Source organism: Streptomyces sp. NPDC045026, from assembly GCF_056432625.1.
This window is the reverse complement of record NZ_JBWKIS010000002.1, coordinates 696,645-716,430: the sequence shown is the minus strand read 5'-3', so window position 1 is coordinate 716,430 and position 19,786 is coordinate 696,645. Positions and strand designations below refer to the sequence as shown.

Annotated in this window: 14 protein-coding genes; 10 read left to right on the top strand and 4 right to left on the bottom strand. The window is 70.4% G+C overall.

Features of this window, described 5'->3' with window-relative positions; translation table 11 throughout:
* Nucleotides 1-51 precede the first annotated feature (51 nt).
* Nucleotides 52-2,595, top strand: a complete 2,544-nt coding sequence (gene hrpB, locus AC07EJ_RS07050) for an ATP-dependent helicase HrpB (RefSeq protein ID WP_478883903.1) — start codon at nt 52-54, stop codon at nt 2,593-2,595.
* Here the strand turns inward: hrpB and pgfA are convergent.
* The 3 genes from pgfA to AC07EJ_RS07035 all read right to left on the bottom strand — a co-directional run bounded on the left by pgfA (nt 2,585) and on the right by AC07EJ_RS07035 (nt 5,625).
* Nucleotides 2,585-3,586 carry a cell envelope lipid trafficking protein PgfA gene (gene pgfA, locus AC07EJ_RS07045; protein WP_389475226.1) on the bottom strand — a complete coding sequence of 334 codons (1,002 nt, stop codon included), beginning with the start codon at nt 3,584-3,586 and terminating at the stop codon, nt 2,585-2,587. The genes hrpB and pgfA overlap by 11 nt on opposite strands.
* Before the next feature lie 21 nt (nt 3,587-3,607).
* Nucleotides 3,608-3,742 (bottom strand): SPW_0924 family protein, encoded by a 135-nt coding sequence (locus AC07EJ_RS07040; protein ID WP_107489191.1) that lies wholly within the window; start codon nt 3,740-3,742, stop codon nt 3,608-3,610.
* Nucleotides 3,743-3,915: 173 nt separating this feature from the next.
* Nucleotides 3,916-5,625 carry a lytic transglycosylase domain-containing protein gene (locus tag AC07EJ_RS07035; RefSeq protein WP_389475223.1) on the bottom strand — a complete coding sequence of 570 codons (1,710 nt, stop codon included), beginning with the start codon at nt 5,623-5,625 and terminating at the stop codon, nt 3,916-3,918.
* 215 nt (nt 5,626-5,840) lie between these two features.
* Between AC07EJ_RS07035 and AC07EJ_RS07030 the strand changes: the two genes are divergently transcribed.
* Nucleotides 5,841-6,740 carry a DUF4184 family protein gene (locus AC07EJ_RS07030; protein WP_393582297.1) on the top strand — a complete coding sequence of 300 codons (900 nt, stop codon included), beginning with the start codon at nt 5,841-5,843 and terminating at the stop codon, nt 6,738-6,740.
* Between the two features lie 124 nt (nt 6,741-6,864).
* Here the strand turns inward: AC07EJ_RS07030 and polA are convergent, their stop codons facing one another.
* Nucleotides 6,865-9,591, bottom strand: a complete 2,727-nt coding sequence (gene polA / locus AC07EJ_RS07025; protein ID WP_389475219.1) for a DNA polymerase I — start codon at nt 9,589-9,591, stop codon at nt 6,865-6,867.
* 123 nt (nt 9,592-9,714) lie between these two features.
* On the opposite strand from polA, the gene AC07EJ_RS07020 reads away from it, so the two are divergent.
* The 8 genes from AC07EJ_RS07020 (at nt 9,715) to AC07EJ_RS06985 (ending at nt 19,725) form a co-directional block, all read left to right on the top strand.
* Complete coding sequence (locus tag AC07EJ_RS07020) at nt 9,715-12,045, top strand: FdhF/YdeP family oxidoreductase (RefSeq protein WP_389475217.1); 2,331 nt, start codon at nt 9,715-9,717, stop codon at nt 12,043-12,045.
* Between the two features lie 80 nt (nt 12,046-12,125).
* Complete coding sequence (locus tag AC07EJ_RS07015; protein ID WP_389475215.1) at nt 12,126-12,587, top strand: PaaI family thioesterase; 462 nt, start codon at nt 12,126-12,128, stop codon at nt 12,585-12,587.
* Nucleotides 12,588-12,951: 364 nt separating this feature from the next.
* Complete coding sequence (locus AC07EJ_RS07010; protein WP_478883902.1) at nt 12,952-13,629, top strand: hypothetical protein; 678 nt, start codon at nt 12,952-12,954, stop codon at nt 13,627-13,629.
* Between the two features lie 423 nt (nt 13,630-14,052).
* Nucleotides 14,053-15,249 (top strand): branched-chain amino acid ABC transporter substrate-binding protein, encoded by a 1,197-nt coding sequence (locus AC07EJ_RS07005; RefSeq protein ID WP_389475211.1) that lies wholly within the window; start codon nt 14,053-14,055, stop codon nt 15,247-15,249.
* Nucleotides 15,250-15,441: 192 nt separating this feature from the next.
* Nucleotides 15,442-16,374: a branched-chain amino acid ABC transporter permease gene (locus AC07EJ_RS07000; protein WP_389475209.1), complete on the top strand. Its 933-nt coding sequence runs from the start codon at nt 15,442-15,444 to the stop codon at nt 16,372-16,374.
* 5 nt (nt 16,375-16,379) lie between these two features.
* Nucleotides 16,380-18,152, top strand: a complete 1,773-nt coding sequence (locus tag AC07EJ_RS06995; protein ID WP_393582473.1) for a branched-chain amino acid ABC transporter permease — start codon at nt 16,380-16,382, stop codon at nt 18,150-18,152.
* A gap of 5 nt (nt 18,153-18,157) precedes the next feature.
* Nucleotides 18,158-19,012: an ABC transporter ATP-binding protein gene (locus AC07EJ_RS06990; RefSeq protein ID WP_362905589.1), complete on the top strand. Its 855-nt coding sequence runs from the start codon at nt 18,158-18,160 to the stop codon at nt 19,010-19,012.
* On the top strand, nt 19,009-19,725 hold the full coding sequence (locus AC07EJ_RS06985; RefSeq protein ID WP_389475207.1) for an ABC transporter ATP-binding protein: 717 nt from the start codon (nt 19,009-19,011) through the stop codon (nt 19,723-19,725). The genes AC07EJ_RS06990 and AC07EJ_RS06985 overlap by 4 nt, the downstream gene beginning before the upstream one ends.
* Nucleotides 19,726-19,786: the final 61 nt, after the last annotated feature.

Sequence of the window (19,786 nt, the reverse complement as noted above, 5' to 3'; positions counted from 1 at the left end):
TCTCCCCCGGCCTGGGCCCCCGAGCCTTCGGCCGGGGGAGAGACTGAGCATGTGATCCGTAACGACGCTCTGGACCTGCCTGTACGCAGTGCGCTGCCCGGCCTGCGCGATGCCCTCGACGGGCCCGCGGCGCCGGGCAGTGCCGTTCTCGTGGCGCCGCCGGGGACCGGCAAGACGACGCTGGTGCCGCTGGTGCTCGCCGGGCTCGTCGGTGACGGGCCCGCGCGGCGCGTCGTCGTCGCCGAGCCGCGGCGCATCGCCGCGCGGGCAGCGGCGCGGCGCATGGCGTGGCTGCTCGGCGAGAAGGCCGGCGAGAGCGTCGGCTACACGGTGCGCGGTGAGCGGGTGATGGGGCGCCACGCGCGCGTGGAGGTCGTCACGACGGGTGTCCTCCTGCAGCGGCTCCAGCGCGACCAGGAGCTGGCGGGCGTGGATGTCGTGATGCTCGACGAGGTCCACGAGCGGCATCTGGACGCGGACACGGTCGCGGCGTTCCTGTGCGACGTGCGCGAGGCGCTGCGGCCCGAGCTGCGGCTGGTGGCGGCGTCGGCGACGACGGACGCGCAGGGGTGGGCGCGGCTCCTCGGCGGGGCGCCCGTCGTCGAGGCCGAGGGAATCTCGTATCCCGTGGAGACGGTGTGGGCGCCGCCCGCGCGTCCGGTGCGGCCGCCGCACGGGATGCGGGTGGATCCGGCGTTGCTCACGCACGTCGCGGCGGTGGTGCGGCGCGCGCTGCGGGAGCAGAACGGCGATGTGCTGTGTTTCCTGCCGGGGGTCGGTGAGATCGCACGCGTGGCCGGGCAGTTGGGCGGGCCGGATGATGTGGATGTGCTTCAGGTGCACGGGCGGGCACCGGCCTCGGTGCAGGACGCGGTGCTCTCGGCCGGTGTGCGGCGCCGGGTGGTGCTCGCGACGTCCGTGGCCGAGTCGTCGCTGACCGTGCCGGGGGTGCGGGTCGTCGTGGACTCGGGGCTCGCGCGGGAGCCGCGGGTGGACCACGCGCGCGGGCTGAGCGCCCTGACGACCGTACGGGCCTCGCAGGCGGCGGGGCGGCAGCGGGCGGGCCGTGCCGGACGTGAGGCTCCCGGGGTGGTGTACCGGTGCTGGACGGAGGCGGAGGACGTGCGGCTGCCGCGGTTCCCCGCGCCGGAGATCAAGGTGGCGGACCTGACGGCGTTCGCGTTGCAGGCGGCGTGCTGGGGCGATCCGGACGCCTCGGGCCTCGCGCTCCTGGATGCTCCGCCTGCCGGGGCGATGGCGGCGGCCCGGTCCGTCCTGACGGCGATCGGAGCGGTCGAGGCGGACTCGGGCCGGGCCACGGAGCGTGGCGCCCGCCTGGCGGGCCTCGGCCTGCATCCGCGCCTGGCCCGCGCCCTGCTGGACGCGACCCCGCTGGTGGGAGCGCGCCGCGCGGCCGAGGTGGTCGCCCTCCTGAGCGAGGAGCCGCCCCGCGACTACGGCGACGATCTGGCCGCCGCATGGCGCGCCGCGCGCCGGGGCGCCGACGCGTACGCCTCGCGCTGGAAGACGGAGGTACGGCGGCTGACGGGGGCGGCCGGGGCGGGTTCCGACGGGGCCGGCGGGCGGACGCCGGCGCGCGAGGCCGGGCCCGGGGACCTGTCCGAGGACCGGGTCGCCGGCATCGTCGCCGCGCTCGCCTTTCCCGAGCGGGTGGGGCGTGGGCGCGACGGCGAGTATCTGATGGTGTCCGGGACCCGGGCAGCGCTCGCGGACGGGTCCCGGCTGCGGGGTGCGCCGTGGGTCGCCGTCGCGGTCGCCGACCGGCCCGTGGGCGCCGGGCACGCGCGCGTGCGGCTCGCCGCGGTCGTCGACGAGGAGGTCGCGCTGCGGGCCGCGGCACCGCTGCGCCGCGAGGGGGACGAAGTGGCGTGGGCCGACGGGGAGTTGGTGGCGCGGCATGTCGAGCGTCTCGGCGCCGTGGAGCTCGCCGTACGGCCGCTGAAGGAGGCCGCCCCCGCCCTTGTACGGGAGGCGTTGAAGGAAGGACTGCGGCGGGAGGGGTTCTCTCTGCTGCGGTGGTCCCGCGATGCCGGGGAGCTGCGGGAGCGGCTGGCGTTCCTGCACCGGACGCTCGGCGCGCCCTGGCCCGACGTCTCCGACGACGCGCTGCACGCGCGCGTGGACGAGTGGCTGGAGCCGGAGCTCGGCAAGGCGCGGCGCAGGTCCGATCTGGGCCGGATCGACGCGGGCCAGGCGCTGCGGCGGCTGCTCCCCTGGGCGAGCGGTGACGCGGCCCGCCTGGACGAGCTCGCGCCGGAGCGGCTGGAAGTGCCGAGCGGGTCCAGGATCCGGATCGACTACGCGAACCCCGAACAGCCCGTCCTGGCCGTGAAGGTGCAGGAGATGTTCGGGCTGCACGAGTCGCCACGCGTGGCCGGTGTGCCGGTCCTGGTGCATCTGCTGTCCCCCGCGGGGCGCCCGGCGGCCGTGACCGCGGATCTCGCCTCCTTCTGGCGCGAGGGGTACCGGGCGGTGCGGGCCGAGCTGCGCGGCCGGTACCCGAAGCATCCGTGGCCCGAGGATCCGGCAGGCGCGGTCGCGACGCGGCACACGAGCGCGCGGCTCAGACGCTGACGGGTTCCGGCTCGTGCTCCGGGGCCGCCTCCGGCTCGCCGGGGCGGCGGCTGCGTGCCTCGAGCCACAGGGAGAGCGCGAGCAGGAGCAGGCCGAGGACGAGGAAGCCCCAGGGCAGGTACGAGGTGAGCAGGACGACCAGGACGCGGTTGGACTTGACGAGGTCGACCGTCGACTTGATGTAGTCCTCGCGCATCTTCACGTGCCCGGCGAAGACCGTCACCTTGTCGCGGCCGCCCAGGAGCGTGCCGCCGCGCAGTTCGTTGTTCTGGATCTCCTCGCCGTAGACGGGGGCGCCGGTGACGGGCTCGACCCAGAACTTGCGGACCGTGCTGTACCAGCGGGTGGTGCCGGTCTTGGCGACGGACTCCGGTGTGATGCCCTTGACGGGCATCGTCTTGGGGAGGGGAACCTTCGTCCACGGGATGGTCTGTTCGAAGTAGTAGACCTTCACGCCGCGGAACGTCTGGGTCCCCTTGTAGTGGATGGGCCGGGTGATGCGGGCCTGGGCGTCGTAATACTCGTAGTCCCGCTTCTCGGTGAGGAAGGGCCACTTGAACTCGATGCCGTCGCGCCTGACCTTGTCGCCGTCGACGGTCTCGGCGTACTTGCCCGTGGGGTGGACGGGTGCCTGGCTGTGGGCGTCGAAGACGTAGCGCTCGGGGACCTGGGAGACCATCTTGCCGTCGGGTCCGACGACGTAGGAGAGGGAGTCCCAGACGACGACGTCGCGGCCCGCGCTCTTCTCGACCTCTTCGGAGGCCTCCACGTTGCCCTTGAGCGTCTGGACGATCGTGACCTTGGGGACCTTCTTCGCCTGCATCGAGCCGTAGTCGAGGAGGGTCGGGTTCTTCGCCTCCAGGACGGCGTTCTGGTACTGGCCGGCCGGGATCTTCGCGAGGCGCGGGAACGCGTACCAGCGCATCAGCGGGGACATCGCCGTGCAGAACACGGCGAGGGCGAGCAGGATCAGGCTGGCCTTGCGGCGCATCGCGGCGGCCTCCTCGGCGGGTCAGGGGTGCTTGGGGACGGTGGTCAGCAGCGGTTTGGGCGAGGTCTCGCCGGGCGGAGAGCCGATCGCCGAGATCGTGATGACGAGGGCGAGCGCCACGGCAAGACCGGTCGCGGCGGCGATCAGGGCACGCATGCAGCCTCCCGGCGGAGCACCGGATCTGAAATCTGATAGGTCGTCAGGGCTGGGGCACCGTAGCAACGCGGGGCCGAGATGAGAACACGTTGCACAACAGCTCCGCCCCCTCGGCCGGTGAACGGCGAGGGGGCGGAGCGGGTACTGCAGGTACGGCCTGTCCCGTACGGGGGTTACGGCGCCGAGGGCGAGGCGGACGGGGTCGCCGTGGCGCCGGCCGCGGTGACCTTCAGCTCGATGGTGAGGGTCGCGCCGCCGGTGGTGTCGATGCGGAGCAGGAACGTGCCGGTGGCGTCGTCCGCGTAGATCCTCGGCAGCTGGAGGCGGCCGTCCCCGTCGGTCTTGAGGCCCTTGAGGGTGCGGATCGTCTTGCCGTCCGCGTCCTTGAAGTAGGGGCCCTTGTCGTTCTCGCTCGCGTCGTCCTTCGACTTGATCAGCGTGGCCGTGGTGGCGACCCCGTCGGCGGCGTCGCCCTTGTACGTGGCCTGGATCTGGACCGGGTCGGCGAACTGGCCGCCGGCCTCGCAGGTCAGTTCCTTGTCGCCGGTCCGGGTGACGGTGTCGGCCTGGCGTGCGGAGACGGTGGCCGTGTAGTCGAGGCCGGGCAGCTTCCGGTCGACGACGGTGGCACGGACCGTGAACTCGCCGGTGTCCTCGCCCGCCCGCAGCGGCGGCGCGGTGGCCCTGCCGGTGCTGTCGGTGACGACGGTCACGCTCTTGAAGCCGCCGCTGAAGGCCAGGTCCGTGTCGCCGACGACGGTGAGCTTCACCTTGACCGTGCCGACGCCCTTGCCCGCGGCGTTCTCCGTGCGGACGGCGATGCGTTCGGCGAAGGCGTCACCCGCGGTCGCGGCGAGCTTGGCCGTACCGGCGTCCTCGATGTGCGCGACCGACTCGGCGGGTGTGGGCGGTGTGGGGCTCGTGGAGCCTCCGTCGCCGGGCTCCGACGGGCCGGTGCCCGGGGAACCGCCGGGCTTGGACGGCTTGGGCGGCTTGGAGGTACCCGGGGACGGGCTGGTCGAGCCGGGGCTGCTCGGCGAGGGCGAGGGGCTGGGGCCGCCGTCGCTGCGGTCGCCGGGCTGGACGCCGGTGCCGTCCGGGACCTCGTGGGTGCCCTTGCGGTAGAACTCCAGCCACGACAGGACCGTGTCGAGGTACTCCTGCGAGTGGTTGTAGCTCAGAATCGCCGCGTTCAGGCCGGCGCTCTGGGAGAGGTCGCGGTCGCCGCGGCACAGGTAGTGGCCGGCGGCGAGGGCGGCGTCGTAGATGTTGTTGGGGTCCTTCTTGCCGTCGCCGTTTCCGTCGCGGCCGGACCACGCCCAGGTCGACGGGATGAACTGCATGGGGCCCACAGCCCGGTCGTGCGTCGTGTCGCCGTCGTAGACGCCGTTGTCCGTGTCGGTGATCCTCGCGAAGCCGTTGCCGTCGAGGGGCGGGCCGAGGATCGGCTTGAGCGTGGTGCCGTTCGCGTCGACGTTGCCGCCTCTGGCCTGGCCCGACTCGACCTTGCCGATCGCGGCGAGGAGCTGCCAGGGGAGGTTGCAGCCCGGCTTGGTCGCTGCGAGCTCCGCCTCGGCCTTCTTGTACGCGTCGAGGACGGTGGCGGGGATGCCGGCCTCGCTCGTACCCGTGCCGCCGGGGGCGTCTGGGCCCTTACTGGGCGGCGCGGTGGGGCTGTTGAGGGGCGGCAGGGCGGTGTAGTACGGGGAGTTGCCGGTCGCCGAGCCACCGGGCGGAGGCGTCACGTCCGCGGTGGACTGCCCGCCGTTCTGGGTGTTGGTGAAGCCGGGCGCCTGTGACGCGGAGAGCGCCGCCACGGCGGCGGCCGCCACAGCGGTTGTCATCGCCGACCTGCGCAACCGCTTTCCGAATAGCGCCGCCATACCGTGAGCCCCTCCGATTGCCGACCGTTTCCGGGTCCGTCCACGCTCCCCAGCGTGGAGTGACCCAGGCGACACTACGACAACTTCCAGCGCGCAGACACCTGTTCGTGCCCGATTTTTGCCGGTTGGCCATGTACGCGTTACCGCGGTCGCCACCGGCCATACTGAGCGGCACCGCGTACGCACCGCATCAGGAACCGTCCGAGGGGGACCTCTTGCCGTTCACGATCAGTCATGCCGCGGCCGTGCTGCCGGCCGTCCGCCGCGACGGCACGGGGCGAGCCGCGCTCGTGCCGTCGCTGCTGGTGGCGGGCTCGTTCGCGCCCGACGTGACGTACTTCGCGGCGAGTGCGGTGCCGGGGGCGATGGAGTTCGGGGACTTCACCCACTCGTTCCCGGGCGTCTTCACGATCGACGTGGCCATCGCGACGGTGCTGGTCGGCCTGTGGCGCCTGCTGCGGGAACCGGTGATCGCGCTGCTGCCGTTGCGGGTGCGGGGGCGGGTCCTTGTGGTGGCGCGGGGTACGGGCGGGGCGCGGGGCGATGTCGCCTCGGGCGGCTTCGCGTCCGGCGCTTTCGCGTGGGAGCGGCGGCCGGTGGCCGCGGTGTGGTGGTGGTACGTCTCCGCTGCCCTGGGCGCGACGACGCACGTGGTGTGGGACGCGTTCACGCATCTCGACCGGTGGGGCATGCGCGTGTTCCCGGTCCTCGGCGAGAAGATCGCCGGCTCCCCTCTCTACTGGTATGCGCAGTACGGGGGTTCGGCGGTCGCGCTCCTCGTGATCGCGTTCTTCGTGGTGTCGGCAGTGCGCCGTGTCCCCGCGTCGGCCGCCACGGACGCCGGCGCCGCGCTGCCGGAGCTCTCGGTGAGCGAGCGGTGGATGGCGGCGCTCGTGATCGGCGGGTGCGTGGCGGTGGCCGCGGGGGTACGGACGGTGCGCTGGTGGACGTACTGGGGCGCTGTCGCCAAGCCGTGGGAGATCATCCCGACGCTGTGCTTCGGCGCGGGCGCGGGCCTCGTACTGGGGCTGGTCGTGTACGCGCTTCTCGTGCGGGGGCGTCGGGGTCCGGTCCGACGCGGGGAAGTGCCGGCTCGGGTGAAGCAACAACGGTGAAGCAACAACGGTGAGACAGCAACGGTCAACTGAGTAAGGGGCGGAGCCCATTGGCCCCGCCCCTTACCTGCAACCCGCACTACGACCTACCTGAACCGTGGCCCGAACTTCGGGCCGCCGCAGGCTAGTGCGCCGCGGACTCCCAGTCCGGGCCCACGCCCACCGACACGTCCAGCGGCGCCCGCAGCTGCACGGCGCCGGCCATCTCGCGCCGGACCAGCTCCTCCGCAGCCGCGGCCTCGCCCGGGGCGATCTCCAGGACGATTTCGTCATGGACCTGGAGCAGCAGCCGGGACTTGAGCTTCGCGTCCTTGAGCGCCTTGTCCACGTTCAGCATGGCGATCTTGACGATGTCGGCGGCAGTGCCCTGAATGGGCGCGTTGAGCGCCATGCGCTCGGCCATCTCACGGCGCTGGCGGTTGTCGCTGTTGAGGTCCGGCAGATACCGGCGGCGACCGAGCATCGTCTCGGTGTAGCCCGTGGCGCGCGCCTCGTCGACGACGCGGCGCAGATAGTCGCGCACGCCGCCGAACCGCTCGAAGTACGTGTCCATGAGGACCCGCGCCTCGCCCGGCTCGATGTTCAGCTGCCCGGACAGACCGAACGCGGACAGGCCGTAGGCGAGCCCGTACGACATCGCCTTGATCTTGCGGCGCATCTCCGCGTCGACGGCGGACCGCTCGACGCCGAAGACCTGCGCGCCGACCGTGGTGTGCAGGTCCTCGCCGGAGGTGAACGCCTCGAGGAGGCCCTCGTCCTCGGAGAGGTGCGCCATGACGCGCAGCTCGATCTGGCTGTAGTCCGCCGTCATGAGCGACTCGAAGCCCTCACCGACGACGAAGCCGCGGCGGATGGCGCGGCCCTCGTCGGTACGGACCGGGATGTTCTGCAGGTTCGGGTCGGTCGACGAGAGGCGGCCCGTGGCGGCGACCGTCTGGTTGAACGTCGTGTGGATGCGGCCGTCCCCGGCGATCGTCTTGATCAGGCCCTCGACGGTGACGCGCAGCTTGGCCTGCTCGCGGTGACGCAGCATGATCACGGGGAGTTCGTGGTCGGTCTGCGTGGCCAGCCAGGCGAGCGCGTCCGCGTCCGTCGTGTACCCGGTCTTCGTCTTCTTCGTCTTGGGCAGGTCGAGCTCGCCGAAGAAGACTTCCTGGAGCTGCTTGGGCGAGCCCAGGTTGAACTCGTGGCCCACCGAGGCGTGCGCCTCCTTCACGGCCTGCTGGACGGCGCCCGCGAACATCTGCTCCATGGCCTCCAGGTGGGCGCGGTCGGCGGCGATGCCGTGCCGCTCCATGCGCGCGAGGAGCGTGGACGTGGGCAGCTCGACGTCCTTGAGGAGGTCGGCCGCGCCGACCTCCTGGAGCTTCCCGCCGAAGGCCTCGCCCAGGTCGAGGATCGCGCGGGCGTGCACCATGAGCGCGTCGGCCTCGGCCTGGTCGTCGTCCTCCGTACCGAAGGCGAGCTGTCCGTCGGCCGCGGCCGGGGCGAGCTCGCGGCCCAGGTACTCCAGGGTCAGCGCGTCGAGGGCGAAGGAGCGGCGGCCGGGCTTGACCAGGTACGCGGCGAGCGCCGTGTCCATGGTGATGCCGTCCACGGTCCAGCCGTGCTCGGCGAAGACCCGCATGACGCCCTTCGCGTTGTGCATGACCTTGGGCTTCGCGGCGTCGGCGAGCCAGGCCGCGAACGCGTTCTCGTCGGCCTCGTCGAGCTGGGTGGGGTCGAACCAGGCGGCCGCTCCCCCCGCGCCGGCGAGCGCCACCTCGGTGACGGATCCCGCACCGAGCGTCCAGGTGTCGACCGTGGCCAGGCCCAGGGCCGTGCCGCCGTGCTCGGCGAGCCACGGGGCGACCTCGCCGGCGCCGAGCACCGAACCGTCGACCTCGACGCCCGGCTCGGCGGGCATCTCCTCGGCCTCCTCGGCACCAGGGTCGACGGCGAGGAGCCGCTCGCGCAGCGACGGGTTCCGGATCTCCAGGGTGTCGAGGACCATGGCGACGGCCGTGCGGTCGTACGCGGCGCGCTCCAGGTCGGCGACCGTCTTGGGGAGCTCGACGTCACGCACCATCTCGGTCAGGCGCCGGTTGAGCTTGACGGCTTCGATGTGGTCGCGGAAATTCTGCCCGGCCTTGCCCTTGACCTCGTCGGCGCGCTCCACGAGCTCGGCGAACGAACCGAACTGGTTGATCCACTTCGCGGCGGTCTTCTCGCCGACGCCGGGGATGCCCGGCAGGTTGTCGGACGGGTCGCCTCGCAGGGCCGCGAAGTCCGGGTACTGCGCCGGCGTCAGCCCGTACTTCTCCTCGACCTTCTCCGGCGTGAACCGGGTCAGCTCGGAGACGCCCTTCGTCGGGTAGAGCACCGTGACGCGGTCGCTGACGAGCTGGAAGGAGTCCCGGTCGCCGGTGACGACCAGGACGTCGAAGCCGGCGGCCTCGGCCTGCGTGGCGAGCGTGGCGATGACGTCGTCCGCCTCGAACCCGTCGACCGCGAAGCGCGGCGCGTGCATCGCGTCGAGGAGCTCGCCGATCAGCTCGACCTGGCCCTTGAACTCGTCCGGGGTCTTCGAGCGGTTCGCCTTGTACTCGGTGAACTCCTCGGAGCGCCACGTCTTGCGCGAGACGTCGAACGCCACCGCGAAATGCGTGGGCGCCTCGTCGCGCAGCGTGTTCGCCAGCATCGACGCGAAGCCGTAGATCGCGTTCGTCGGCTGTCCCGTCGCGGTCGTGAAATTCTCCGCGGGCAGCGCGAAGAACGCGCGGTACGCCAGCGAATGCCCGTCCATGAGCATCAGCCGCGGCCGGCTGCCTGAGGTCGTCTTCTCGGTCTTCTTCGCTGGATTCTCTGCCACGCCCCCGATCCTGCCACGCCCCACTGACAGTCCGGTCCGCAACGGGACTCCCGTGAGGGCTGTCAGCGGTGCGTGCGAGGATCGCAGACGTACCTCATACGTGTGCTCGAAGGGGAACAGACGATGGCGACGAAGCCGCCCACGGGAGATCCGGTCCAGGACGCGCCGCAGGTCCAGGCGCCGCAGCGCGCCGCCGCCGGGCTGCCCGCCGTCGCGCATTCCCTCAAGATCGCCCAGCAGCAGATGGGAGTGCGCCGCACCGCGCTCACCCTTCTCCGCGTCAATCAGAAAGACGGCTTCGACTGCCCCGGCTGCGCCTGGCCCGAGCCGGAGCACCGGCACAAGGCGGAGTTCTGCGAGAACGGCGCGAAGGCGGTCGCCGAGGAGGCCACCCTGCGCCGGGTCACGCCCGACTTCTTCGCCGCGCACCCGGTCGCCGACCTCGCGACCCGCTCCGGGTACTGGCTGGGCCAGCAGGGCCGGCTCACGCACCCCATGTACCTGGCGGACGGCGCCGAGCGCTACGAGCCGGTGTCCTGGGAGCGCGCCTTCGACATCATCGCCGAGGAGCTGGCCGCCCTGGCCTCGCCCGACGAGGCCGTGTTCTACACCTCGGGCCGCACGAGCAACGAGGCGGCTTTCCTCTACCAGTTGTTCGCCCGCGAGTTCGGCACGAACAACCTGCCCGACTGCTCCAACATGTGCCACGAGTCGTCCGGTTCCGCACTCACGCAGACCATCGGCATCGGCAAGGGCAGCGTCTCCCTGGAGGACCTCTACAAGTCCGACCTGATCATCGTGGCCGGGCAGAACCCGGGCACGAACCACCCGCGCATGCTCTCCGCCCTGGAGAAGGCGAAGGCGAACGGCGCGAAGATCATCACGATCAACCCGCTGCCCGAGGCCGGGCTGGAGCGCTTCAAGAACCCGCAGACCCCACAGGGCATGTTCAAGGGCGCCGCCCTGAACGACCTGTTCCTCCAGATCCGCCTCGGCGGCGACCAGGCCCTCTTCCGCCTCCTGAACAAGCTGATCCTGGCTGAATCCGACAGCGCCTCCGGCGCGGGCTCCGGCGCCGTCGACCACGCCTTCATCGAGGAACACACCCACGGCTACGAGGAGTTCGCCGAGGCCGCCCGCGCCGCGGACTGGGACGCGACGCTGACGGCGACGGGCCTGGAGCGCGCCGAGATCGAGGAGGCCCTCGCCCTGGTGCTCGCCTCCGAGCGCACCGTCGTGTGCTGGGCGATGGGCCTCACCCAGCACAAGCACTCCGTGCCCACGATCCGCGAGGTGGTCAACTTCCTGCTCCTGCGCGGGAACATCGGCCGTCCCGGCGCGGGCGTGTGCCCGGTGCGCGGCCACTCGAACGTGCAGGGCGACCGCACCATGGGCGTCTTCGAACGACCCACGCCCGCCTTCCTGGACGCCCTGGAGAAGGAGTTCGGCTTCGCACCGCCCCGCGAGCACGGCTTCGACGTCGTACGGGCCATCGAGGCGCTCCGCGACGGCCGGGCGAAGGTGTTCTTCGCGATGGGCGGCAACTTCGTGGCGGCATCGCCCGACACCGACGTCACGGAGGCCGCGATGCGCCGCGCCGCCCTGACCGTCCACGTGTCGACGAAGCTCAACCGCTCGCACGCGGTCACCGGCGCGCGCGCCCTGATCCTGCCGACGCTGGGCCGCACCGAGCGCGACGTCCAGGTCGGCCCGAACGGGAAGAGCACCGAGCAGTTCGTGACCGTCGAGGACTCCATGAGCATGGTCCACGCCTCCCGTGGCCGCCTCACGCCCGCGAGCGAGCACCTCCTGTCGGAGCCGGCGATCGTGGCCCGCCTCGCGCGCCGCGTCCTGGGCGAGGCGTCACGCACGCCCTGGGAGGAGTTCGAGAAGGACTACGCCACGATCCGCGACCGCATCGCGAACGTCATCCCGGGCTTCGACGACTTCAACGCGCGCGTGACCGGTTCCGCCGGTCACCCCGGCGGCTTCACGCTGCCGCACGCCCCGCGCGACGAGCGCCGCTTCCCCACCACCACCGGCAAGGCGAACTTCACCGCGGCGCCCGTCGAGTACCCCCACCTCCCCGAGGGCCGACTGCTGCTGCAGACCCTGCGCTCGCACGACCAGTACAACACCACGATCTACGGCCTCGACGACCGCTACCGCGGCATCAGGAACGGCCGCCGGGTCGTCCTCGTCAGCCCCCACGACGCCCAGGCCCTGGCCCTCGCCGACGGCTCCTACGTCGACCTGGTCAGCGAGTGGACGGACGGCGTGGAGCGCCGCGCCCCCGGCTTCCGCGTCGTCCACTACCCGACGGCCCGAGGCTGCGCGGCCGCGTACTACCCGGAGACCAACGTCCTGATCCCGCTGGAGTCCACCGCCGACACCAGCAACACCCCCACCAGCAAGTCCGTCGTCGTCCGCCTGGAACAATCGGCGACCGACTGAGCGTTCGCTCAGGCAGCCGAGCAGGCAGAACAGCACCTCACAGCACGAACACCGACCGACGACGAACGGAGCCGGGCACCATGGGCGAGCACAGCAGCGTGAAGTTCCCACAGGAGATCATCGACGAGTACGCGGCGCTCGGCGTCGACCTGCCCGCCTTGTTCTCCGCGGGGGACCTCGGCGCCCGCATGGGCGTCCAGATCAAGGAGGCGTCCGCCGAGCGCGTCGTCGGCACCATGCCCGTCGAGGGCAACACCCAGCCCTACGGCCTCCTGCACGGCGGCGCCTCCGCGGTCCTCGCCGAGACCCTCGGCTCCGTCGGCTCGATGCTCCACGGCGGCAGCTCCAAGATCGCCGTCGGCGTCGACCTGAACTGCACGCACCACCGCGGCGCCCGCTCCGGCCTCGTCACCGGCGTCGCCACGCCCGTACACCGCGGCCGCTCCACGGCCACGTACGAGATCGTGATCACCGACGAGCAGGACCGGCGGGTCTGCTCGGCCCGGCTGACCTGCCTCCTCAAGGACATGCCCAAGAGCTGAGCCCTCCCGTTCGTCACAGGGCTCGCCCGTCACAGAGGCCCGTCCGTCACAGAGGCCCGTCCGTCACAGAGGCCCGTCCGTCACAGGGCGCCACAACGATCACGACGCTTCACTCCGCCGCTCCCGGCGCGGACGGCCACCACCGCCGCGCCGGGCAGTGCGGAACGTCGATCAGGGGACGGGAGCCGGGCAGCGCGGCACACGGCCGCCGCCGACGCGAGTTCGGCCCGCGCGAAGCCCTCCCCACCCGCCACCACGGCGCAGGCATCCACCAACACCAGCCCATGACCCAACTGGGCGCATACGCACTCCAGTTGATGCCGCCCACATTGGCGGACCCACCCCCTCCGCACTAGCGTGGAGCATGGCCGGCATCGGACCCGTCGAGCCGGAACCCCCCTCCGGCACCGACGCCCCGCACACCCCCGCCCACACCGACACCCTGTGGGCAGGCTCCCCCAACTCGCTCCGCCCGTACGAGCGTTGGCACGCCCTTCCGCAGCGCCTGCGCCGCACCCTGCAGACCCTGCTCGCCGCCGCGGCCGCCGCGGGCGCCTACGCCCACTCCGCCCTCACCACCACCCCGGCCGCCCCCGCCCCCACGCCCTGGCCCTCCCAGGTCACCCTCCTGCACTACGAAGGAACGGGCTCGCCGGACCCCCGCCACCCGCACGCCGCCAGCTTCCGCTTCACCATCTCCGTACGCGACACCCACCCCGTCACCATCCGTCAAGTGCGCGCCGGGCTCCCGGGATTGACCACCCACGTCACCCCCACGCTGCCACTGACAGTGAAGAGCGGCGCCCCCGAACCCCTCACCGTGCGCATCTCCGTATACAAGTGCGCCGCCCTGCCGCCCGGCTTCACCCTGCCGCACCTCGACCTCGGCCTACGAAACCGTCAGGCGCAGCAGCAGCACAGCTACCTCTTCGGCGGCGCCTACCCGCGCGACCTCGCCACCTACCTGCACGACACCTGCGGACCCCACACAGGGCACTCGGGACCGCCCCGCGGACCGCGAACCGATCTCACGCGGAAGTAACACTCGGTTACCTCTGCCGCAACAGAGCAATACGGAGCGCGCACCACCGCCACCCCAAGCACCCGGCACCCGCCCCACCGGCGGCACACTCCCGCACGTATGGACCAAGATCACCCCAAGTTCCTTAGCGGAACAGCACGTTCTCACTATGCGAAAGCCGGAGCCCTCTATCCAAAAGTCCCAATCGCCCCCGCTGCACCCGCCGACGAGCACCGCGTCATAACAAGAGCGTCACATCCTTCCCTCCTCAGCTCCCCACCCCACCCACCTGCGCTTATAGTCACGGCCAGTCACCGCGCCGCCGGGCGCGTCTGCTGCACGGCCCTGTACCACCCCAGTACGGCCCGGCGAGACACACGGCCCCCAACCACGGGAGCCGCGCCAGGGAGAGGATTGATCGTGCGACACCGTTCCTTGCTCATCATGACCAGCGTGCTCACCACCGGAGCACTCACGCTCACCGCCTGCGGATCGCGCGACGACGACAAGGGCAGCGACAGCAGCAAGAAGACCACCGTCATCATCGGCGTCGACGCCCCGCTCACCGGCCAGAACTCCGCCACCGGTCTCGGCATCCAGGGCGGCGTGCAGATCGCCGTGAACGACGCCAACAAGAACAACACCGTTCCCGGCGTGACCTTCAAGGTCCAGGCGCTCGACGACAAGGCGATCCCGGCCCAGGGCCAGTCCAACGCCACCCAGCTCGTCCAGAACGACAAGGTCCTCGGCGTCGTCGGCCCGCTGAACTCCGGTGTCGCCACCCAGATGCAGCAGGTCTTCGACACCGCCAACCTGGTCGAGGTCTCTCCGTCCAACACGGCCCCCGAGCTCACCCAGGGCAAGAACTGGCAGACCTCCAAGTCCCGCCCGTTCAAGACCTACTTCCGCACCGCCACCACCGACGCCCTGCAGGGCGGCTTCGCGGCCGACTACGCCTACAACACGCTGAAGAAGCGCAAGGTGTTCGTGGTCGACGACAAGCAGACCTACGGTGCCGGCCTCGCCAAGCTCTTCAAGGCCGGCTTCACCAAGGCCGGCGGCAAGGTCACGGGCCAGGACCACGTCAACACCGGCGACACGGACTTCTCCGCCCTCGTCACCAAGATCAAGAACTCCAAGGCCGACCTCGTCTACTACGGCGGCCAGTACGACGAGTCCGAGAAGCTCACCAAGCAGCTCAAGGACGGCGGAGCCAAGGTCCCGCTGTTCGGCGGTGACGGCATGTTCAGCGACACCTACATCCAGACCGCCGGCAAGACCTCCGAAGGCGACCTCGCCACCTCGGTCGGCCAGCCCGTCGACTCCCTGCCCTCCGCCGCCGACTTCATCAAGAAGTACAAGGCCTCCGGCCTCAAGGGCGACTACGGCACGTACGGCGGCTACTCCTACGACGCCGCCACCGCCATCATCAAGGCGATCGGCAACGTCGTGAAGGACGGCAAGGTCCCCTCCGACGCCCGCGCCAAGATCGTCGGCGAGGTCCAGAAGACCAAGTTCGACGGCATCGCCGGACCCGTCTCCTTCGACAAGTACGGCGACACCACCAACAAGCAGCTCACCGTCTACCAGGTCGTCGACGGTAAGTGGAAGGCCGTCAAGAGCGGCACGTTCAACGGCTGATCCGAACCACCCCGGGCCACCAGGCGGTTCGGTCACACAGGGCCGCGGCCCGACCGAACCGCCGACCCGGTCGAAACCACCGGGACAGGCCCTCAGCACCACCCCTGGGCCGCGCGGCCATGACCACCCCTCACCGCGCGGCCCGCCTCATACGCCCTGCTCAACCTCTCCCCACCACATGGAGGCCATGCGGTGAACACCCTGCCGCAGCAGCTGGCCAACGGGCTGTTCCTCGGCTCGATGTACGGGCTGATCGCCATCGGCTACACGATGGTGTACGGCATCGTCCAGCTCATCAACTTCGCCCATGGCGAGATCTTCATGACCGGCGGCTTCGGCGCACTCACGGTCTACCTCTACGTTCTGCCCAACGGCACATCCATGTGGATAGCCCTCCCCGCGATGCTGATAGGCGGCGGAATCGTCTCCGTCCTCATCGCCGTCGGGGCCGAACGCTTCGCCTACCGACCACTACGCGGAGCACCACGCCTCGCCCCGCTCATCACCGCCATCGGTCTGTCGCTCGCCCTCCAGCAGATCGTCTTCAACTGGTACCCGAACGCCAAGAACGACCTCAAGTTCCCCCAACTGCCCTTCGGACCCGTCCACATCGGCTCCGTCAGCATCCAGAGCGGCAGCGTCTTCGTCATCATCGCCGCCCCCCTCTGCATGGCGGCCCTCGCCCTGTTCGTCAGCCTCTCCCGCACCGGCCGCGCCATGCAGGCCACCGCGCAGGACCCTGACACCGCGCAGCTCATGGGCATCGACACCAACCGCATCATCGTCATCGCCTTCGCCATCGGCGGCTTCTTCGCCGCCGTCGCGGCCGTCTCGTACGGCCTGCGCTACGGCACGGTCAAGTACGACATGGGCTTCCAGATGGGCCTCAAGGCCTTCACCGCGGCCGTCCTCGGCGGCATCGGCAACATCTACGGCGCCATGATCGGCGGCCTCGTCCTCGGCCTCGCCGAGACCATGGCCACCAGCTACATCGACGGCATCCCCGGCATGCAGCAGCTCGGCGGCGGCGGCTGGTCCGCAGTCTGGGCCTTCGTACTCCTCATCCTCGTACTGCTGTTCAGGCCACAAGGCCTCATCGGCGAACGCGTCGCGGACAGGGCGTGAGCACCATGGCAACCACCGACACCACCACCCCCGCGCGCGGCCTCGTCGCGCTCCCCGCGACCACCGCACGCGCCCTCGTCGCCATCGGCGCCGTCGCCACCATCGCCAGCACCTTCATGTCCTGGACCTACACGTCCGACTTCCCCGGGGACCTCACCTACTACGGCTCCCCGGCCGGACTCCAGATCCTCGACCTCGTCGCCGGCGTCCTGACACTGCTGTTCGCGCTCACCCTCTTCGGTGTCCGCGGCCTCAGCTGGCTCAACCCGGCGACGGCCATCCAGCCCGTCCTCCTCGCCACCGCGTCCGCGTTCGCCGTCAGCTGGTTCAGCGCCATCGCCATCGCCGTCGACCTCAAGGGCCTCGTCGCCCTCGACCCCGGCGCCTACATCGCCGCCGTCGGCTCCGCCATCGCCCTGGTCGGCGCCCTCGCGCTCCCCAAGCCCGGTGACACCTTCAAGGACTACGTCACCAAGCCCGACAACATCCCCCCGGCAGCGAAACTCCCCGCCTGGGGCGAACGCCTCGTCATCACCGCCGCCACCGCCATCGCACTGATCATCTTCGCCTACGGCGTCGGCGTCGACCCCGACGCGAGCGAAACGTTCCTGGGCTACATCCTCCTGGTCGTCTTCGGCACCTGGTCCCTGTTCACCGCAGGACTCTTCGACCGCTTCGCCCAGCTCAACGCCCGCCACAAGGGATTCGCCACCTCCATGGCCTTCCTCGCGGCAGCGCTCTTCCCCTTCGTCGAGAACAACGAGCACAACTCCAACCTCGGCGTGAACATCCTCGTCGTCGCCACCGTCGCCCTCGGCCTCAACATCGTCGTCGGCCTCACCGGACTCCTCGACCTCGGATACGTCGCCTTCCTCGGCGTCGGCGCCTACGCGGCCGCCCTCGTCTCCGGCTCCGAGTTCTCCCGCTTCTCCGGCGTCCAGTTCCCCTTCTGGGCCGCCATGCTCACCGGCATGCTCGCGTCGCTGGTCTTCGGCGTCCTCATCGGCGCCCCCACCCTGCGCCTGCGCGGCGACTACCTCGCCATCGTGACCCTGGGCTTCGGAGAGATCTTCCGCATCACCGTCAACAACCTCGACGGCACCTCCGGCCCCAACCTCACCAACGGCCCCAACGGCATCTCCATGATCCCGGACCTCAAGATCTTCGGGTTCAACTTCGGAAGCAACCACGACATCGGCGGATTCTCCCTCGGCCGCTTCGCGAACTACTTCCTCCTGATGCTGCTCATCACCGCGATCGTCGTCCTCGTCTTCAACCGCGCCGCGGACTCCCGCATCGGCCGCTCCTGGATCGCCATCCGCGAGGACGAGACCGCCGCCACCGCCATGGGCATCAACGGCTTCCGCGTCAAGCTCATCGCCTTCGCCCTCGGCGCCTCCCTCGCCGGCCTCGCCGGCACCGTCAGCGCCCACGTCGGCTACAGCGTCAACCCAGCCCCGTACCAGTTCGCCGGCTCCGTGCCCCCGAACTCCGCGTTCCTCCTCGCCGCCGTCGTCCTCGGCGGCATGGGCACCGTCAACGGACCCATCCTCGGCGCCACCCTGCTCTACATGCTCCCCGAGAAGCTCAGCTTCCTGAAGGAGTACCAGCTCCTCGCCTTCGGCGTCGCACTCGTCCTCCTCATGCGATTCCGCCCCGAAGGCATCATCGCCAACCGCCGCCGCCAACTCGAATTCCACGAGAGCGACGACACCGTCCACATCCCCGAACAAGGCCTGCCCGACTCCACCGTCGGCGTCACCAAGGCAGGGGCGTAACCACCATGACCACCACCACAGCCCCCAGCCCCGTCCTCGAAGCCACCGGCGTCACCATGCGCTTCGGCGGCCTCACCGCCGTACGCAACGTCGACCTCACCGTCAACGCCGGAGAGATCGTCGGCCTCATCGGCCCCAACGGCGCGGGCAAGACCACCTTCTTCAACTGCCTCACCGGCCTCTACGTCCCCACCGAGGGCAAAGTCGCCTACAAAGGCACCGTGCTGCCTCCCAAGCCGCACCTGGTCACCAACGCCGGCATCGCCCGCACCTTCCAGAACATCCGGCTCTTCGCCAACATGACCGTCCTGGAAAACGTCCTCGTCGGCCGCCACACCCGCACCAAGGAAGGCCTCTGGTCCGCCATCCTCCGCGGCCCCGGCTTCCGCAAGGCAGAAGCAGCCTCCCGCGAACGCGCCATGGAACTGCTGGAGTTCATCGGCCTCGCCCACAAGGCCGACCACCTCTCCCGCAACCTCCCCTACGGCGAACAGCGCAAGCTCGAAATCGCCCGCGCCATGGCCAGCGAGCCCGGCCTGCTCCTCCTCGACGAGCCCACCGCCGGCATGAACCCGCAAGAGACCCGCGCCACCGAAGACCTCGTCTTCGCCATCCGCGACCGCGGCATCGCCGTCCTCGTCATCGAGCACGACATGCGCTTCATCTTCAACCTCAGCGACCGCGTCGCCTGCCTCGTCCAGGGCGAAAAACTCGTCGAAGGCACCAGCGAAGTCGTCCAGGGCGACGAACGCGTCATCGCCGCCTACCTCGGCGAACCCTTCGAAGGCGCCCCCGAAGACACCGCCGCAGCAGCCGTCGAAGCCGCGGAAGCACACGCCACGGAAGGAGACGACCAGTGAGCGCACTCCTCGAAGTAGAAAACCTCAAGGTCGCCTACGGCAAAATCGAAGCCGTCAAGGGAATCTCCTTCAGCGTCCAACAAGGCGAAGTCGTCACCCTCATCGGCACCAACGGCGCCGGCAAGACGACCACCCTGCGAACCCTGTCCGGCCTCCTCAAGCCCCTCAGCGGCACCATCACCTTCGACGGGAAACCCCTCACCGGCATCCCCGCACACAAGATCGTCGCCATGGGCCTCGCCCACTCCCCCGAAGGCCGACGCATCTTCCCCCGCCTCTCCATCGCCGAAAACCTCCAACTCGGAGCATTCCTCCGCTCCGACAAGGCAGGCATCGAACAAGACATCCAACGCGCCTACGACCTCTTCCCCATCCTCGGCGAACGAAGGAAGCAGGCAGCAGGAACACTGTCCGGCGGCGAACAACAAATGCTCGCCATGGGCCGCGCCCTCATGTCCCGACCCAAACTGCTCATGCTCGACGAACCCTCCATGGGCCTCTCCCCGATCATGATGCAGAAGATCATGGCAACCATCGCCGAACTCAAATCCCAGGGCACGACCATCCTCCTCGTCGAGCAGAACGCCCAGGCCGCGCTCTCACTCGCCGACCACGGCCACGTCATGGAAGTCGGCACCGTCGTCCTCTCCGGAACCGGACAAGACCTCCTCCACGACGAATCCGTCCGCAAGGCGTACCTCGGAGAAGACTGAGCCCACACGCACACATGGCTGAGGCCCGTCCCCCGAGTGGGGTACGGGCCTCAGCCATAAG

What these genes read in the sequence shown, in the direction of transcription:
- pgfA (WP_389475226.1), bottom strand. Translation starts at nt 3,586, where the DNA reads ATGCGCCGCAAGGCCAGCCTGATCCTGCTCGCCCTCGCCGTGTTCTGC.
- AC07EJ_RS07040 (WP_107489191.1), bottom strand. Translation starts at nt 3,742, where the DNA reads ATGCGTGCCCTGATCGCCGCCGCGACCGGTCTTGCCGTGGCGCTCGCC.
- AC07EJ_RS07035 (WP_389475223.1), bottom strand. Translation starts at nt 5,625, where the DNA reads ATGGCGGCGCTATTCGGAAAGCGGTTGCGCAGGTCGGCGATGACAACC.
- AC07EJ_RS07020 (WP_389475217.1), top strand. Translation starts at nt 9,715, where the DNA reads ATGGCGACGAAGCCGCCCACGGGAGATCCGGTCCAGGACGCGCCGCAG.
- AC07EJ_RS07015 (WP_389475215.1), top strand. Translation starts at nt 12,126, where the DNA reads ATGGGCGAGCACAGCAGCGTGAAGTTCCCACAGGAGATCATCGACGAG.
- AC07EJ_RS07010 (WP_478883902.1), top strand. Translation starts at nt 12,952, where the DNA reads ATGGCCGGCATCGGACCCGTCGAGCCGGAACCCCCCTCCGGCACCGAC.
- AC07EJ_RS07005 (WP_389475211.1), top strand. Translation starts at nt 14,053, where the DNA reads ATGACCAGCGTGCTCACCACCGGAGCACTCACGCTCACCGCCTGCGGA.
- AC07EJ_RS06995 (WP_393582473.1), top strand. Translation starts at nt 16,380, where the DNA reads ATGGCAACCACCGACACCACCACCCCCGCGCGCGGCCTCGTCGCGCTC.
- AC07EJ_RS06990 (WP_362905589.1), top strand. Translation starts at nt 18,158, where the DNA reads ATGACCACCACCACAGCCCCCAGCCCCGTCCTCGAAGCCACCGGCGTC.